This is a genomic window from Natronococcus occultus SP4 (assembly GCF_000328685.1).
GTDB classification, from domain to species: domain Archaea; phylum Halobacteriota; class Halobacteria; order Halobacteriales; family Natrialbaceae; genus Natronococcus; species Natronococcus occultus.
The window spans coordinates 2474089-2488680 of sequence record NC_019974.1 but is presented as its reverse complement, the minus strand read 5'-3'; the positions used below and the strand labels follow the sequence as shown (position 1 = coordinate 2488680).

Below are 14592 nucleotides of genomic sequence, written 5' to 3'. Positions count from 1 at the left end.
CAAGCGGTTGCTCGAGCGCGGTGTCCCGGTTCGCGGCCCGATCCCCGGTGCCCGCGAGCGCGAGGACGGCGTCCTCGTCGAGTGGGATCGTGCGGAGTTCGGCGCCGAAGCCGAGCGACTGCTGTTCCCGTTCGCCATCGCGGATCGGACCCCGCTCTCGTATCGAGTCGAACCCAGTCCGAGCGTCGCCGACGGTCCGCTCGCGGGGATCGGCCAGGTCGTCCTCGGGGTGTCGGACCTCGAGGACGCGATCGAGTCGTTCGAGGCTGCGTACCGTTTCCCGACGCCAGTCCGAAGTGAGGTCCCTGCCTTCGGAACGGTCGCGTCGGTGCCCGGCCAGCCGGTCGCGTTCGCTACGACCGAGGACGGCTGGATCGCCGACCGCCTCGAGCGGTTCCCCGACGGCCCCTGTAGCTGCCTCCTCGCGACCGACGACCTCGCGGCCGCACGGGAGACACACCCGCTGGGCGAACCCGTCGAGTGGCCCGACGGCCGGGTCGCCTTTTTCGACTCCAAGGCGCTCGGCCGACGGCTGGGCGTCCTCGAACGGGTCTGAGAACGGCGACCGAATTCGGGTCGGCTTACTCGAGCGCCAGCAACGCGGCCTCACCGTCGTCGACCTCCGCGACGACGTAGAGCACGCCGTCGTCGAGTACCGGGCCGCGACCGACGGAGCCCTCGAACTCGCGTTCGAACCTGACTGCCGGCCCGTCGCTCGGATCGCCGGTCGGTGCGGGGTCGAGCGCCCAGAGGCGATCGCCGCCGACGAATACCGTCTCGCGGCTGACGATCGGCGCCGTCCGGCTCGAGTCGCCGACGCCGAACTCCCAGCGGCGCTGCCCGGAGTCGGCGTCGATCGCGCGCAACGTATTCCCGGCGACAGCCAGGACGACGTCGTCCGCAACGGCGAGGCCCGTCGAGACGTGTCCCGTTTCCGCGGACCAGGCCGTCTTCGAGACGGTATCGCCGCCGTCGCCGACCGCCAGCGCGTACGTCTCGCCGTCGTCACATGGGACGTAGACGGTGTCCGTGTCTGCTGTCAGGGGACCGCTCGGACGAGCCGGCAGCTCCCAGCGGTCGTGCGCGACGCCGCGCTCGCCGACCGCATCGACCATCCCGGCCTCCGTCGCGACGGCGACGCCGCGAACGCCGAGCGCGGCCGGGTGATCGAGGAGCTGTCCGAACGCGTCGCGGTGCCAGCGCTCCGTGCCGTCCTCGGGATCGAGCGCGACGACGCGCTCGCCGATTCCGCAGCTCACGGTGTGCGTTCCGATCGCTGCCGGCGCCGTAACGCTACCCGGCGCGTCCAGCTCTCGGCTCCAGATTTCGTTACCGGTGTCGATATCGAGAGCGGAGACGCCCTCGTACGTCGCGACGTAGACCGTTCCCTCGAGGAGTAGCGGCGGTTTCTCCACGTCCTCGACCGTCCACAGCTCGCTCCCGTCGTCGGCATCGAAGACGCGCAGTCCCCTGTTCTCGACGAAGTAGACACGCTCGTCGGCGACGATCGGTTCGGTGAAGCCGACCTCGGCAACCGGGACGCGCCAGCGCTCGGAAACGCCGTCGACGGGCGCCTCGCCGTCCCCCACGGCGCGCGTGTTGGCCGCGTTGCAGCCGAAACTCGACCACGAGCCGTCGGCGCCGTGGACATCGTTTCTCGGATCGGGCGCCTCGTCGACGCCCGACTCGGGCGGCTCGCTGGGTTCGAGTGACGCTCCGGAGTCGTCGCCCGGAAACTGCGAGCAGCCGGCGAGCAGCGCGCTACCGGACCCAACGACCGCGAGAAACGCACGTCGCGAGGGAGTCATCGTCTCTCCCTGCTGCCGTGGCGTGCAAGTATTTTCTGCCCGTCCGAGCCGGTCAGCGAAACAGTTCGAGGACGGTCAGCGTCTCGAAGGGAAACGAGTGGTCGGCGACTGCGGCGGCGCTAAAGCCCGCCTCGCCGGCGCGTTCGGCGACCGCGTCGACGTCGGTGAGGCTGCTGACAAGCAGGTAGACGACCCCGTCGGGAGCCAGGACGCGGCCGACGCTTTCGAGAAAGGGGTCGATGATTTCGCGTCCGTCCTCGCCACCCGACAGCGCCCGCTCCATCCAGTCGTCCCACTCGGTGTCGGGCTCGGTCGGCAGGTACGGCGGGTTGAAGGCGACGGCGTCGAACGCGCCGTCGACGAACGGCGAGACCAGGTCGGCCCGAACCGTCTCGAGTCCCCGCTCTCGGGCCTGTCGAACGGCGTGGGGGTTGAGATCAGAGGCGATCACGCGGGCGTCGGTCGCCTCGGCGATGCGGTCGGCGACGTACCCCGATCCCGTCCCGACCTCGAGGACGGTGCGTCGTTTCTCGGCTGTGTCGCCCGCGTCCCGTCCGAGCCGTTCACAGACCGCGTCCGCGAGCAGCTGCGAGTCCTCGGCGGGCTGGTAGACGTCCGTTTCGATACCGCGTCGGTCCTGAAGCTCCATTATTCGTCCTCCGGTGGTGTGTACTGACGTCGGTCCTTCGGTTCCCGTTCCGCCTCCGCCCGTCCCGTCCGTCCGCCGCCGATCCGGAACCCGCCGGCCTCCTCGCGACCGGTGAGCTCCCGCTGGGGGTAGGGGATCTTGATCCCGGCGTCGTCGAACGCGGCCTTGATCGCGTGGATCGCCGCGGTCCGGGCCTCGGCCTCCCGCCTGGCGCTCGGTTTGTCGATCCAGAACCGCACCCCCAGAAGTACCGCCGAGTCGTCGAGGGACTTCGTGACGACCTGCGGAGAGGGGGCCCCGAGGGAGTCCTCGAGCTCCGCGACCGCCGACTCCGCGAGCTCGCTGGCCCGGTCGACGTCGGCCGCGTAGTCGACGCCGACGTCGACCTCGACCCTGATGCGGCCCCGCTTCGAGCGGTTGGTGACGACCTCGGAGGCGACGACGTCGTTGGGGATCATGATGTACTCGCCGTCGAACGAGCGGATGCGCGTGTTGATGATCGAGATGTCGGTGACGATCCCCTGGTCGTCCTCGACCTCGACCCAGTCGCCGATCTCGAACGGGCGGGCGAACATCAATACGAACCCCGCGAGGACGGTGCCCAGAACCTGCTGGGCGGCCATCCCGATGATGATCCCCAGGAAGCCGGCTCCGACGAGCAGTCCGCCGAGGTCGTCGACCCACAGCGCGAGGATGACGATCACGGTCACCGTCAGGATGATCACCTGCGAGAGCCGGTGGGTGACCTCGCGCTGGTGGTCGGTGACCGCCGAGGCCGAGCCCAGCAGCTCGTCGATCACTCGCTGGACGACCCGCATGATAATCAGCGCCGCGAGCGCGAGGACGAACGTGAAGACGCCGCGGGCGACGGCGTCGCCGCCGACGTCGTACTCCGTGTAGAGGTACTGGAGATTGTTCGTCTGGCCCCAGACGCCGACGATCACAGCCAGGCTGAGCACGCAGGTACCGACCAGCAGCGTCGTCGCGACGATGTCGCTGTACAGCGGCCGCAGCCGCTCGTTGAGCCGCTCCTGGAGGCGCCGAAAGGAGAGGAAGACGGCAACCAGCGCGGCCGCGGCGAGAAGCGTCACCGCGATTCGGGGTGGCGTCGTCTGGAAGACGTCGGATAGCCAGTCGAGGGCCACTGTGTCGGTCATCGTTCCGTTCCCGCTCGAGTCGACGGTCCAGCCACCTGTATCCGTCGGTCAGATCGTTTCACGGCTGGTTTCGGTTGTATTAGTCGCCCTCCGGCTCGCCGACCGCGAGCGCCAGCGTCGCCAGTTCGGCGAACTCCGACGGGGTCATCGCGTCGGCGCGTTTCTGCAGGAGCTCGTCGTCGGCCGCTTCGACGACCGCGTCGGGCGCTCCGAGGTTCGTGATGTGGGTCGTGTTCCGGATCGCGTTCCGGATCGTCTTCCGTCGCTGGGTGAACATCGCCTTCACGAACCGAAGGAAGAAGTCCTCGTCGTCGACCGCGTAGTCGGGATCGCGGGGTTCGAGCCGGACGACGGCGCTTTGGACCGCGGGCGGTGGTGAGAACGCTTCCTTCGGGATCGTCTCGACCAGCTCCGGCTCGGCGTAGTGCTGGGTCGAGACCGAGAGCCGGCCGTACTCGCTGGTGCCGGGTTCGGCGACCATCCGCTCAGCGAACTCCTGCTGGAACATCAGTACGAGCGGGCGCTTCTCGGGCAGCAGCCGGAACGTGATCTCGCTCGAGACGCCGTAGGGGAGGTTCGATACCGACGCCGAAAAGTCGGGGAGCTCCACCTCGAGGGCGTCGCCCTCGATTACGGTCAGTCGTCCGGCGTCGATCTCCTCGCGGAACTCCTCGCGGAGGAAGGCCGCGAGGACGCGGTCGCGCTCGACGACGGTCACCTCGTCGGCGACCGCAAGCAGTCGGTCGGTCAATGCGCCCGTTCCGCCCCCGATCTCGAGGACGTGGCTCGTCTCCGCGTCGATCTCGTCGAGCGGGTCACTCCCGCTCGCGTCTCTCGAGGCGCGTTGTGCCTCGCTTTCCAGGTAGGTCGGCAGCCGGTCGAGGACGCGGTCGTCGACCAGGAAGTGCTGGTCGTGGTCCGGATCGCCGCGAACGCCGGCGCGGGCGATCAGGTCGTCGGGATCTCTCATCGCCCGTGCTAGCGACGGGGACGGTGTAAACGCACCGTCTCGACTCCGATGCCGTTTCGACTCGAGTGCGGACCGCTGTGGCTGTGGCGGACGGCCGGCTACGACTGGTCGCGAACGTAGGTTACCGGACAGGGCGCGTTGAGCATGATCTGCTGGGCGGTGCTGCCGAACACTGCCTTCCCCGCGGGCGAGCGCTTTCGTCCGCCGACGATGATGTTGTCCGCACCGGTCTCCTCGGCGATTCGGAGGATCTCCGACTGTCGGTTGCCGACCGAAGCCCTGACCTCGACGTCGATGCCGGCCTCCTCCAGTCGATCGACGATCTCGCCGATCGGATCCGTCTCCCGGGCGACCTTCTCGGCCGGGAGGTCTCGGCTCTGGATGTCGAATCCGATCTGTGCGACCGCGTCGGGGTAGCTCTGTACGTCGTCATCGTACTCGTCGGAGCCGACGACGTGGGCTACGACAACCGTGGCGTCGGCCGGTTCGGCGACGTCGATCGTGTGTGAGACGAGGTCGTCGACCCGTTCGTTGTCACCCGTACCCACCGGGAGCAGAATCGTCGAGAGCATTGGTACTGATTGACGCGATCGTCTCTTAAATGTGATGGACGGCGGCTCTCGCACGCGCCGCCACCGACCGGGTTCACTCCTCCGCTTGCTGGCGGCCGACGAACGTTCGGTATTTCAGGTCGTCGTCGCGAAGCTCCTCGAGGATACGCTCGACCAGGATGTCGCTGGGGTCGTGTAGCCCCGAGACCCGCTCGGAGAGCTCCTCGAAGCTCTCGAAGGGTTTGCGTTTTCGCTCCTCGAGGATGCCGTTGCGAAGCTTCTTGCCGATCCCCGGCAGCAGGTTCAACTGGTGGAGCCGCAGCGTGATCGGCTGGGCGTCGTTGTAGAAGTCGACGAACCGCTCCTCGTGTTCCTCGACGAGGTCCTCGACGACGTACTCGAGTTCGGTCTGGGCGCCCGAGGAGAGCTCCTCGTACTCGACCGCCTGGCACTCCACGACGGCGTCGCGCTCCCCCGTCGGCTCGATTGCGACCTCGCTACCGATGGTAAGCCGGGTGTCCTCGTCGAACGCGACCTGGTAGAGCTCGAAGTCCTCGACGTCGAGGGCGTACCCCGCGGGTGACTTCGCGTACTGCGGTCGGCCGTCGTCCGAGAGCCCGTGTGCGAGGTAATCCAACACGACTGCGCGGCGTACGTCCGTCTCGTCGCTATCGGCTTCGCTCATTGGATGTTGGTACGGCGACGTTGCACTTAAAGAATCGGCTCGCCGTCAGGCGTACTGCGCGACGATGTCGAGAATCTCGTCGAGCTCGTCGCCCGACAGCGAGTAGCGCTGCTGGGCGTACACCGATCGGAGCTCGTCCCGGTTGCGCGGGAGGAGGTCGGTGATCTTGTACGCGGTCGGTTCGTCGACGTATTCGAGTTCCTGTAGGTCCTCGACGAGCTGCCGGGACTCCTCGGGCTCGAGGACGGCGAAGCGGTTGGCGTGCTCGATGGCTCGCGCGAGCTCGTAGCGCAGCTCCCGTTCCTCGTCCATCGCCCGCTCGGTCTCGATGTCGGCGAGGAGCTCCTTCGTCTCCGAGACGGTCAGGTACTCCTCGTCGACGATCTCTTTGAAGATCGTCATGCGTTTCAGACGCTGACTTCGTCCTGGTCCTGTGCGCGGAGGTGGGCGGCGGTGACGATTACGGTTTTCTCTTTCCCGCCGTCGTTGATCTGCACCTTGAAGGCGTTGCCCTGTTTCCCGAGGACTTCGCCGGTGAGGCCGTCGAAGCGCGGGTGGAAGCGTCCGTCCTGGACGCTGGGGTCGATTTTCAGGTGGACTTTCTGTCCCTCGTCGTACTGCTGGATCGCGCGCTGGGGCGGCGAAGCGCCACGATCTCGCGGATTGTTCGAAAGCTTGTCCCTGGTTCCTTGGCGAGGTCCATTAGAGTTCGGCATAGTCGTACGGCTCCCTTACCTCGTGACAGTTATAAAACGCACGTTTGTTCCTCGAGCGCGCCCGTCGCCGACCGAGAACGAACGGCAAGAGTAACCCTTCCCGGTCTCGTTGGCCCGGATATGGACGACGACCCCGCAAGCGACGAGCACGAGCGCTTCCGGTTCGAGACCCGATCGATCCACGCCGGCCAGGAGCCCGACGCGGACACCGGCGCGCTGATGACGCCGATCCACGCCAACTCGACCTACGAACAGGACGCCCCCGGCGAACACCGCGGCTACGAGTACTCCCGGACCGGCAACCCCACGCGAACGGACCTCGAGGCGAACCTCGCCTCCCTCGAGGACGCCGAGTACGGTCGGGCCTTCGCCAGCGGGATGGCCTCGATCAACACCGTCCTCAACCTCCTCGACTCCGGCGACCACGTCGTGACGGGCAACGACGTCTACGGCGGGACTCACCGGATCTTCACGCAGGTGTACGAGGACTACGACATCGACTTTACGTTCGTCGACATGACCGATCTCGACGCCATCGAGGCGGCGTTTCGCGAGGAGACCGAGCTACTGTGGCTCGAGACACCTACCAATCCGCTCATGTCGATCGTCGACATCGAGGGCGCCGCCGAGATCGCCCACGCTCACGGCGCGCTCTGTGCGATCGACAACACGTTCGCGACGCCGTACCTCCAGCGGCCCCTCGAGCTGGGTGCGGACATCGTTTCGCACTCGCTGACGAAGTACCTCGGCGGCCACTCCGACGTCGTCGGGGGCGCCCTGCTGACCAACGACGAGGAGCTCGACGAACGCTTTGGCTTCTACCAGAACGCCGTGGGCGCGACGCCGGGTCCCTTCGAGAGCTTCCTCGTCCTCCGGGGCACGAAGACCCTTCCCGTTCGGATGGATCGTCACTGCGAGAACGCCCGGCAGATCGCCGACTGGCTCGCGGACCACCCGGACGTCGATCGGGTCTACTACCCCGGGCTCGACTCTCACCCCGGCCACGAGATCGCCCGCGAGCAGATGGACGACTTCGGCGGCATGCTGAGCTTCGAACTCGACGCGAGCCTCGAGGACACGAGCGAGGTCGTCTCGAACACCGAGGTCTTTACCCTCGCAGAGAGCCTCGGCGGCGTCGAGAGCCTGATCGAACAGCCCGCGCCGATGACCCACGCCGCCATCCCCCGCGAGGAACGGCTCGAGGCCGGCCTCACCGACGGGCTCGTCCGTGTCAGCGTCGGCATCGAGCACGCCGAGGACCTGATCGCCGACCTCGAGACGGCCATCGAGTCGGCGCTGCACTGAGCCCGGACGCAACGCTTTCCTCCTGCCTCGCCGAACCGCGAGTTATGACAGACGAGGACCCCGGCGTCTACGTGCTCCCGATCACCGTCGACTACGGCGGCCGCGAGCTGACGATCACCCCGACAGCCGTCGAGACCGACCGCGGACTGGTGTTGATCGACGTCGGCCCGCCCGGCGCCGTCGACGGGCTCCGAACCCACCTCCGCCAGCTCGGCTTCGGGCTCGCAGACGTCTGGTGCGTCCTGGTGACCCACCACGACGGCGACCACGTCGGCGGGCTCGCGGAACTGCTCGAGCACACCGACGCGGTCGTCGCGACCCACCCCGCCGAGGCGCCGTACGTTCGCGGCGAGCAGGAACCGATCAAGGGCGACGCCGACGACTACCGCCCGGTCGGGGTCGATCTCGAGCTCGTCGACGGTGCCCGACTGTCGACGGTCGCGGGACCCATGGAGATCGTCGAGACACCCGGCCACTCGCCGGGACACGTCTCCGTCCACTTTTCGGACCACGACTTGCTGCTGGCCGGGGACGCGCTGGTCGCCGATGGATCGGCGCCGCTGTCGGGCCCGAAACCGGAGTTCACGCCCGAGATGGAGCGCGCCGCCGAGTCGGTCGGTCGGCTCGCCGACCTCGACGTCGAGCAGGTCGTCTGTTTCCACGGCGGCCACGCCGAGGCCGACGACGAGCGGATCGCGGAGATCCACGCCGAACTGCACGAGTAGGTCGGCGGTCGCGTTCGGTGCGACTACGACTATGCTGTCCGCCCGAGTAGGGACGACTCGGCATGTCACCCGATCGGGCGTCAGTACGGATCGCGTACGCGGCGACTGTCTGGTGGGTCGCGTTCGCGGCGCTCAGCTTCTACTGGGCTGCCGGCGGAACGGTCGGGCTCGCCACGCTCGGCGAGGGGATCCGTTCGCTCGCCGCGGAGCGCGATTCCTGGTTCGTGGCGACGGTAGCGGCGACGGGCGTCCTGAAACTCGTCCCCGCAGCGCTCGCGCTCTCGCTGGTTCGCCCGTGGGGGGATCGCGTCTCGCTCCGATGGCGTCTCGCCGCTGTCGGCGGGCTGGGCGTCCTCTCGGCGCTGTACGGCGGGATCGGGATCGCGACGAAGCTGCTCGTTCTGGTCGGCGTCATCGCTCCCGACGGAATCGACCCGCAGGGGTTCTGGGGACACCTGCTTCTCTGGGATCCCGTCTGGGTCACCGGCGGCGTCCTGCTGTGTGCGGCGGCGTTCTCGTCCCGCACCTCTGCCCGCAGCGAGCCGCGGTTCACTCCGTGACGATGTGGCCCTCGAGGTAGTTTTCGATCTTGTCGTTGCTCGACTGGACCCGCTTGCGGAAGGTGAGGACGCGGTCGCCGTCCTCGCGGCGATCGGCCTCGACCTCGAGGGTCAGCCCCTGATCGCGGAGGTGCTCGAGCAGGACCTCGACGGTCTCGTAACTGGCCCGAACGGTGTGGCGCTCGCCGACAGATCCACCTTCGTCGACAGTCTGGATGGCCTCGCGCATCGACAGCAGGATCGCCTCGCCGAGCTCGTGGGCGCGCTCGCGGGCGGCGTCGTCCTCGTCACACTCGACGGTGCGAAACCCCTCCCTGAGCAGCCGTCGAAACATGAACGCCTGTCCGTAGTCGAACGGCAGCGAGAACGCGTAGGCGAGGTCGTCCCGGGTCGAGGACGGCGTCGTGTACTTCAGCAGCGTCGTCGCGTCGGACGAGCGCATCACGACGCCCTCGCGACCGTCGGCGTCGAGCGTCTCGATAATTCGCTCGACCTCGCTTGCCGCGTTCTCGAGCGTGTACTCGCCGAACAGTCGCGTCTGCGGGACGCCGTAGCGCTCGTATCGCTCGCGGCGATCCGCAACGTCGAGGGGGTCGCCCGTCTGTCGATCCCGCCAGTCGAACGCTCGAAAGGCGAGGGAGTCGACGTCCGGGTAGTCGTGGGCCGTGTAGGGGTTCTCCGGACCGATCATCTCGCCACAGACCATCGCCTCCGGGTGGTCGTCGAACAGCGCCTCGAGGTCGACCAGCCGCCCGAGGATGCGCGTGGTGAACGGGCAGACCATCCCGCTGCGGGTAAACGCCAGCTGTTCGCCCTCGAGCCGGACGATCCGGACGTTGTAGCCGTTGAGCTTCTCCTCGACGGCGACCGGGCCGTCGAACTGGGTCGGGATCCCCGTCTCGAGGACGAGGGTGCGAGGGACCTTCGGGAACCCGCGGACGACCTCGCCTTCGATCAGGGCAGTCCCCCGCTCGATCCCGCGACGGTAGTCGGGGACGTGGCGGTACTCGACGTCCTCGTGGGTGTGGCGCTCGAGATGATCCTCGAGGGCCTCGAACGCCGACGCCCCGATGCCGAGCGCCCTGTGGTACTCGGTATCATCCATTGTGAGAGGCTACCACGGCGAAGGGGATAACTGCCGGGGCGGATTCTCGACCGGCGCTCCGATCCGCCTCGGGTGTGGTCGAAGCGGAATTCTCATCGGTGCGCGGCGACAACTCGCGGCCATGCGAATCGAACTCCGCGTCTGCCAGCACTGTCTCGAGGGCGACCACGGCAACGACCAGCGCACCGCGGTCATCAACGACATGGTCGACTGCGCGGAGCGGATCCGCGAGCACAAGGACGTCATCGACCTCGACGAGGTCGTCATCCGCAGAGTGACCGAAACCGACCAGGGGAAACCCGAGGCGCTGCCGGTCGTCTCGGCGACGATCCAGGACGACCAGATCGTGCTTAACGACCTCCAGCTCGTCACGGAAGGGCCCGACGGGAACATGCTCATCTACATCCAACCCCAGGACATCATGACCGTCCTCGCGGGCAACGTCGACGAGATCAGCAAGGCCGTCCACGAGGACGTCACCGTCGACCTCTCATCGACCAGCGCGGAGATGATCTCGGAGGCTGACCTCGGGGCGCGGGGACCGAACGCCGACGAACCCTGATCTCGAACCCAGCTATTTCCTCCTCGAGGACGTACCTCCGTTCATGTCTGTCGACGCGTTCAAACAGCGGTTCGTCCTCGACACGTCGCTGTTTTTCACCGAGGAGATCCGCCGGGACGGCGAGTCGCTCGAAGACGCGGTGCTCCGGCTGCTCGAGCTGATCGCCAACGCCCGCCTCAACCTCGGGATCTCCTGTTACGTTCCGCCGACGATTCACAACGAGCTGACGACGATGCTCGAGGCCCGCGATGTCGACGACGAGGTCTACTCGAAGCTCAATACCTGGGTGATCCGCAAACACCCCGACCGGTACGCGGTCTCGATTCCTGCAAACGTCGTCTACAGTTTCGTCGACGAGATGAGCGGACGGGTCGACCGCGGGCTCCGGGTCTCCGAGCGGGCGGTTCGTCGCGCCGAGGATAGCACCGACGAACTCCTCGAGGATCATGACCACAAGACCGAGGTCGACGCGGTGATCTCGGAGCTCCGGGAGAAGTACCGCGACGCGATGCGCACCGGGGTGTTAGACTCCCGCGAGGACTTCGACCTCCTTATCCTGGCCCGCGAGCTCGAGGCCGGCGTCGTCACGGAGGACCGGGGGATCATCGACTGGACGGAGGACTTCGGGCTGCGGTACATCCGCGGGCGGGAGTTCCCGGATCTGCTCGAACAGTACCTCACCGCAGTCGACTCCGACTCGAAACGGACGATCGACTGATCGCGGGAGCGGTTCGATCAGCGGTAGTGATACACACCCGTGGAACGAATTACCTTGTCCGATATTCCCATACAATTGTTTATCTTCGACACGGTTCTACGGACGTTCGTGTACTAAGTAGCTGTAACTCTTGCAGGTGCGGTCATACTTATCACCGCTTCGGCGGCTACGGTGGGTCGTGAACCGACGCAATCTTCTGAAGGGGATCGGTGCAACGTCTGCGATCTCGCTTACCGGACTCGCGGGGTGTCTCGACGACGAGTCGGACGGCGGGGAGTTCCCCTCCGACTCGCTGACCTGGATGGTTCCCTGGTCTGAGGGGGGCGGGACGGACACCTACGCCCGCCAGCTCGAGCCGCTGATGAGCGAGGAGCTGGGCGAGCCGATCGAGATCGACAACAGGGCCGGTGCGGCGAGCCTGCTTGGAATCGAGTGGCTCCACGGGCAGGACGACGATGGCTACACGTTCGGGACGGCCAACACCCCGAGCTGGCAGTTCGCCTGGCGGATGGAGGGCACCGACGGCTGGGAGCCAACGGAGTTCGAGCCGATCGCGTACTTCGCCGTCTTCGGCTACACGATCATCGTCAACGACGACTACGGCATCGAGGACTACGCCGACCTGCAGGACGCCTACGCCGACGGCGAGATCGAGAACTTCGCCGTCCAGGGGGTCGGCCACGACAGCCACGTCGCGGCCTACCTGCTCCGGGACGACTACGACCTCGCGTGGGACAACGTCGTCCCCTACGACGGCGGCGGCGAGGTCAACGAGGCGGTCATCTCGGGCGAGGCGCCCGCGGGAATCGCGACGAACACCTCCGCGATCACGGCCGAGGAGTCGGGTAACGTCTCGACGGTCGTCAACCTGATGGACACCGAGATCGACGCCTTCCCCGAGATCGACCAGATCACCGACTACGGCGATAGCATGTCCTACCTCACCGAGTTCCGCCTGACCCAGATCGCGCCGCCGGGGACCCCCGAGGACGTTCGTGCGGAGCTCGAGGCCGCGACCGAACACGCCGCGACCCACGAGGACGCCGAGGAGTGGGCCGAGGAGACGGGCAACATCCTCGAGTTCGGTGACATGGACGCGGCCGCCGAGGATATGGAGGGAGCTGTCGAGGAGCTCGAGGCGAACATCGACTTCGAGGAGTTCCAACAGCAGATCGAGGACGACGAGTAACGGTTCGGATCGCGGTCGTCGGCCGTCGCTCGCGCGTTTTGTGCCGTTATCGGTCCCGAACCAGCAGCCAGCACGCACAGCAGAAGCCAACGAGCACCGTCGCCGCGAGGATCCCGAAGGCGATCCGGTAGCCGAACTCGGTGTAGGCGACGGTCCCCTCGACGGTCTCGCCGGTTTGGTAGGCGTCGAGCGCGACCCCCATCGCCGCCGGCAGGACCGTGCCGCCGACGAACCCCGCGGTGTTTACCGTCGCGGTCGCGACCCCGCTCGCGCCCGCCGGATACCGCTCCTTGACGACCGACAGCGACAGCATTGCGGCGCCAAACAGGAATCCGCAGGCCAGATAGGAGACGGCGACGACGGCGAGGGGCGGGCGACCGAAGACGGGGATAGCGGTCAGCGCGACCGCGAACAGCCCCGTTCCGGCCGCCATCGGCACCAGTCGTTGCTCGATCCGATCGGAGAACCAGCCGATCGTCGTCGGCCCGAGCAGGACGCCGACCGAGGCGAGCAGGGTGAAGTAAGAGGCCGTCGTCACGTCGAGTTCGTAGACGACGACGATGTAGGGAACGCCCCACATCCCGACGAGCGTCAGCATCGCACCGTTGCCCGCGAAGAAGACGATCGACAGCAGCCACTGGTCGAGGTCCCGCGCGAGCGTCCGCAGGTGGCCCCCCAGCTCCGCGAGCGTGATCTCGGGCTGTTCGGGGACGTCCTCGATCGGCTCGAGGCCCGCGGCGGACGGGGACTGACGCGCCAGAACGAAGACGGCACCCGCGGCGACGATTCCGACGCCACCAAGCGAGAGGATCGTCGCTCGCCAGCCGAACTGGCCGACGGTGACCGCGAGCGGCGTCGTCGCGAGGATCGCGCCGAGTCCGGCGATACTGCCGGTGAGTCCGGCCATCGTCGCGAACTCGTCCGGGCGATACCAGTTGGCACAGAAGCGCAGGATCGAGACGAAGATGACGCCGCTGCCGAGGCCGATGAGCGCTCGGGCGGCGAACGCCGTGAGGTAGCTCCCGCTTAACGCGAACCCGACCGCGCCCAGGCTGAGAACGACGCCGCCGATCGAGCCGACGTAGCGGGGGCCGACCCGATCGGCGAGGACGCCGGTCGGGATCTGGATCGCCGCGTAGATCAGGAAGAAAGAGGCGTGAAGCGTCCCCAGCTGGGCCGCGGTCGTCTCGAAGTCGACGGTCAGCTCCTCGGAGATGACAGCCGTCGAGAGCCGGTGGAGGTTGACGAGCAGGAAGACCGTCGCCAGCGCTCCCCACGCGAGCCACCGCCGTTTCGTCGGGTCCGACAGCGCGTTCACGCCGGAGCGGTTTCTCGAGGACGTACGTAAAGCGTTGGAAGAACGAGACGGTTGCCGCAAGGACGCGGGGCTCGCGGGTTACGGCGAGCGGCGCGACGAAAAGACGCGTTCGCGTTCAGATACGGCCGACGTTCTCGACGTCGACGCTTTCGACGCCCTCGACCTCAGTGAAGTTCTCCTCGACGGCCTCGGTGCCGCCTGCGCCGTCGGGGACGATGACGGTCGGGATGAGCGCGACGAGACCGAACGCGACCTCCTCGCGTTCGACGCCGTTGATCTTCGCGCCCTCGGGGAGGGAGCTCTCGAGGCGCTCCTGGAGTGCGTCCAGGTCCATCTCGGGGCTGTCCGGCATGACCTTGATCTTGGCAGCGACTTTTCCCATGGTAGTATCAGGGTCCGGTGAATCCGCAGTCGGGACATTTGTAGAGGTTGCTCTGCTTGCGACACTTGGCACAGCGGAAGATCCGCGTTCCGCAGTCGGGGCAGCTGAACGCCGCGGCGTTCGTGCCCGCAATGTTGATCCCACAGGAGACACAGGAGCGTCGATCCTGCTCGTCCGTCGTACTCATACCCC

19 protein-coding genes are annotated in these 14592 nt (G+C 67.2%); 7 read left to right on the top strand and 12 right to left on the bottom strand.

Going from position 1 to position 14592, the window contains the following annotated elements:
• Positions 1-7 precede the first annotated feature (7 nt).
• On the top strand, positions 8-556 hold the full coding sequence (locus NATOC_RS12460) for a hypothetical protein (RefSeq protein ID WP_245549716.1): 549 nt from the start codon (positions 8-10) through the stop codon (positions 554-556).
• 25 nt (positions 557-581) lie between these two features.
• Here NATOC_RS12460 and NATOC_RS12455 read toward each other — a convergent pair whose 3' ends face one another.
• The 8 genes from NATOC_RS12455 to NATOC_RS12420 form a co-directional block, all read right to left on the bottom strand.
• Complete coding sequence (locus NATOC_RS12455; protein WP_015321802.1) at positions 582-1808, bottom strand: outer membrane protein assembly factor BamB family protein; 1227 nt, start codon at positions 1806-1808, stop codon at positions 582-584.
• Between the two features lie 52 nt (positions 1809-1860).
• Positions 1861-2457 (bottom strand): HemK2/MTQ2 family protein methyltransferase, encoded by a 597-nt coding sequence (locus NATOC_RS12450; RefSeq protein WP_015321801.1) that lies wholly within the window; start codon positions 2455-2457, stop codon positions 1861-1863.
• Positions 2457-3614, bottom strand: coding sequence for a mechanosensitive ion channel family protein (locus NATOC_RS12445; protein WP_015321800.1), 1158 nt, complete (start codon positions 3612-3614; stop codon positions 2457-2459). Before NATOC_RS12445 ends, NATOC_RS12450 begins: the two co-directional genes overlap by 1 nt.
• 79 nt (positions 3615-3693) lie before the next feature.
• Positions 3694-4584 carry a 16S ribosomal RNA methyltransferase A gene (locus NATOC_RS12440; protein WP_015321799.1) on the bottom strand — a complete coding sequence of 297 codons (891 nt, stop codon included), beginning with the start codon at positions 4582-4584 and terminating at the stop codon, positions 3694-3696.
• A 98-nt stretch (positions 4585-4682) separates the two neighbouring features.
• Entirely contained in the window at positions 4683-5156 is a 474-nt protein-coding gene (locus tag NATOC_RS12435; RefSeq protein ID WP_015321798.1) for a universal stress protein, read from the bottom strand.
• Positions 5157-5229: 73 nt separating this feature from the next.
• Positions 5230-5820, bottom strand: coding sequence for a DUF655 domain-containing protein (locus NATOC_RS12430; protein WP_015321797.1), 591 nt, complete (start codon positions 5818-5820; stop codon positions 5230-5232).
• A gap of 45 nt (positions 5821-5865) precedes the next feature.
• Positions 5866-6222, bottom strand: coding sequence for an RNA polymerase Rpb4 family protein (locus NATOC_RS12425; RefSeq protein WP_015321796.1), 357 nt, complete (start codon positions 6220-6222; stop codon positions 5866-5868).
• Positions 6223-6227: 5 nt separating this feature from the next.
• On the bottom strand, positions 6228-6536 hold the full coding sequence (locus NATOC_RS12420) for a 50S ribosomal protein L21e (RefSeq protein WP_015321795.1): 309 nt from the start codon (positions 6534-6536) through the stop codon (positions 6228-6230).
• A gap of 120 nt (positions 6537-6656) precedes the next feature.
• On the opposite strand from NATOC_RS12420, the gene NATOC_RS12415 reads away from it, so the two are divergent.
• The 3 genes from NATOC_RS12415 to NATOC_RS12405 all read left to right on the top strand — a co-directional run bounded on the left by NATOC_RS12415 (position 6657) and on the right by NATOC_RS12405 (position 9126).
• Complete coding sequence (locus NATOC_RS12415) at positions 6657-7841, top strand: cystathionine gamma-synthase (RefSeq protein ID WP_015321794.1); 1185 nt, start codon at positions 6657-6659, stop codon at positions 7839-7841.
• A 44-nt stretch (positions 7842-7885) separates the two neighbouring features.
• A complete protein-coding gene (locus tag NATOC_RS12410) occupies positions 7886-8566 on the top strand; it encodes an MBL fold metallo-hydrolase (protein WP_015321793.1) in 681 nt (226 codons plus the stop codon).
• 62 nt (positions 8567-8628) lie between these two features.
• Entirely contained in the window at positions 8629-9126 is a 498-nt protein-coding gene (locus tag NATOC_RS12405) for a DUF3995 domain-containing protein (RefSeq protein ID WP_015321792.1), read from the top strand.
• Here NATOC_RS12405 and NATOC_RS12400 read toward each other — a convergent pair.
• Positions 9116-10231 carry an RNA ligase gene (locus NATOC_RS12400; RefSeq protein WP_015321791.1) on the bottom strand — a complete coding sequence of 372 codons (1116 nt, stop codon included), beginning with the start codon at positions 10229-10231 and terminating at the stop codon, positions 9116-9118. The two genes, NATOC_RS12405 and NATOC_RS12400, sit on opposite strands and share 11 nt — an antisense overlap.
• Positions 10232-10352: 121 nt before the next feature.
• On the opposite strand from NATOC_RS12400, the gene NATOC_RS12395 reads away from it, so the two are divergent.
• The 3 genes from NATOC_RS12395 to NATOC_RS12385 all read left to right on the top strand — a co-directional run bounded on the left by NATOC_RS12395 (position 10353) and on the right by NATOC_RS12385 (position 12700).
• Complete coding sequence (locus tag NATOC_RS12395; RefSeq protein ID WP_015321790.1) at positions 10353-10793, top strand: hypothetical protein; 441 nt, start codon at positions 10353-10355, stop codon at positions 10791-10793.
• 43 nt (positions 10794-10836) lie between these two features.
• The gene (locus NATOC_RS12390; protein ID WP_015321789.1) at positions 10837-11511 is read left to right on the top strand and encodes an RNA ligase partner protein; all 675 of its coding nucleotides are present in this window, start codon (positions 10837-10839) and stop codon (positions 11509-11511) included.
• 178 nt (positions 11512-11689) lie between these two features.
• Complete coding sequence (locus tag NATOC_RS12385) at positions 11690-12700, top strand: Bug family tripartite tricarboxylate transporter substrate binding protein (protein WP_015321788.1); 1011 nt, start codon at positions 11690-11692, stop codon at positions 12698-12700.
• A 46-nt stretch (positions 12701-12746) separates the two neighbouring features.
• Here NATOC_RS12385 and NATOC_RS12380 read toward each other — a convergent pair whose 3' ends face one another.
• The 3 genes from NATOC_RS12380 to NATOC_RS12370 form a co-directional block, all read right to left on the bottom strand.
• Complete coding sequence (locus NATOC_RS12380; RefSeq protein WP_015321787.1) at positions 12747-14018, bottom strand: MFS transporter; 1272 nt, start codon at positions 14016-14018, stop codon at positions 12747-12749.
• 115 nt (positions 14019-14133) lie between these two features.
• Positions 14134-14400, bottom strand: a complete 267-nt coding sequence (locus tag NATOC_RS12375) for an elongation factor 1-beta (protein WP_015321786.1) — start codon at positions 14398-14400, stop codon at positions 14134-14136.
• A 7-nt stretch (positions 14401-14407) separates the two neighbouring features.
• Positions 14408-14587: an HVO_2753 family zinc finger protein gene (locus NATOC_RS12370; protein WP_015321785.1), complete on the bottom strand. Its 180-nt coding sequence runs from the start codon at positions 14585-14587 to the stop codon at positions 14408-14410.
• Between the last annotated feature and the right edge of the window lie 5 nt (positions 14588-14592).

Bases quoted from the DNA above. Each gene is read 5' to 3' on its own strand.
- NATOC_RS12450 (WP_015321801.1), bottom strand. From the start codon at position 2,457: ATGGAGCTTCAGGACCGACGCGGTATCGAAACGGACGTCTACCAGCCC.
- NATOC_RS12440 (WP_015321799.1), bottom strand. From the start codon at position 4,584: ATGAGAGATCCCGACGACCTGATCGCCCGCGCCGGCGTTCGCGGCGAT.
- NATOC_RS12375 (WP_015321786.1), bottom strand. From the start codon at position 14,400: ATGGGAAAAGTCGCTGCCAAGATCAAGGTCATGCCGGACAGCCCCGAG.
- NATOC_RS12420 (WP_015321795.1), bottom strand. From the start codon at position 6,536: ATGCCGAACTCTAATGGACCTCGCCAAGGAACCAGGGACAAGCTTTCG.
- NATOC_RS12430 (WP_015321797.1), bottom strand. From the start codon at position 5,820: ATGAGCGAAGCCGATAGCGACGAGACGGACGTACGCCGCGCAGTCGTG.
- NATOC_RS12370 (WP_015321785.1), bottom strand. From the start codon at position 14,587: ATGAGTACGACGGACGAGCAGGATCGACGCTCCTGTGTCTCCTGTGGG.
- NATOC_RS12395 (WP_015321790.1), top strand. From the start codon at position 10,353: ATGCGAATCGAACTCCGCGTCTGCCAGCACTGTCTCGAGGGCGACCAC.
- NATOC_RS12410 (WP_015321793.1), top strand. From the start codon at position 7,886: ATGACAGACGAGGACCCCGGCGTCTACGTGCTCCCGATCACCGTCGAC.
- NATOC_RS12445 (WP_015321800.1), bottom strand. From the start codon at position 3,614: ATGACCGACACAGTGGCCCTCGACTGGCTATCCGACGTCTTCCAGACG.
- NATOC_RS12405 (WP_015321792.1), top strand. From the start codon at position 8,629: ATGTCACCCGATCGGGCGTCAGTACGGATCGCGTACGCGGCGACTGTC.
- NATOC_RS12435 (WP_015321798.1), bottom strand. From the start codon at position 5,156: ATGCTCTCGACGATTCTGCTCCCGGTGGGTACGGGTGACAACGAACGG.
- NATOC_RS12400 (WP_015321791.1), bottom strand. From the start codon at position 10,231: ATGGATGATACCGAGTACCACAGGGCGCTCGGCATCGGGGCGTCGGCG.
- NATOC_RS12425 (WP_015321796.1), bottom strand. From the start codon at position 6,222: ATGACGATCTTCAAAGAGATCGTCGACGAGGAGTACCTGACCGTCTCG.
- NATOC_RS12455 (WP_015321802.1), bottom strand. From the start codon at position 1,808: ATGACTCCCTCGCGACGTGCGTTTCTCGCGGTCGTTGGGTCCGGTAGC.
- NATOC_RS12390 (WP_015321789.1), top strand. From the start codon at position 10,837: ATGTCTGTCGACGCGTTCAAACAGCGGTTCGTCCTCGACACGTCGCTG.
- NATOC_RS12415 (WP_015321794.1), top strand. From the start codon at position 6,657: ATGGACGACGACCCCGCAAGCGACGAGCACGAGCGCTTCCGGTTCGAG.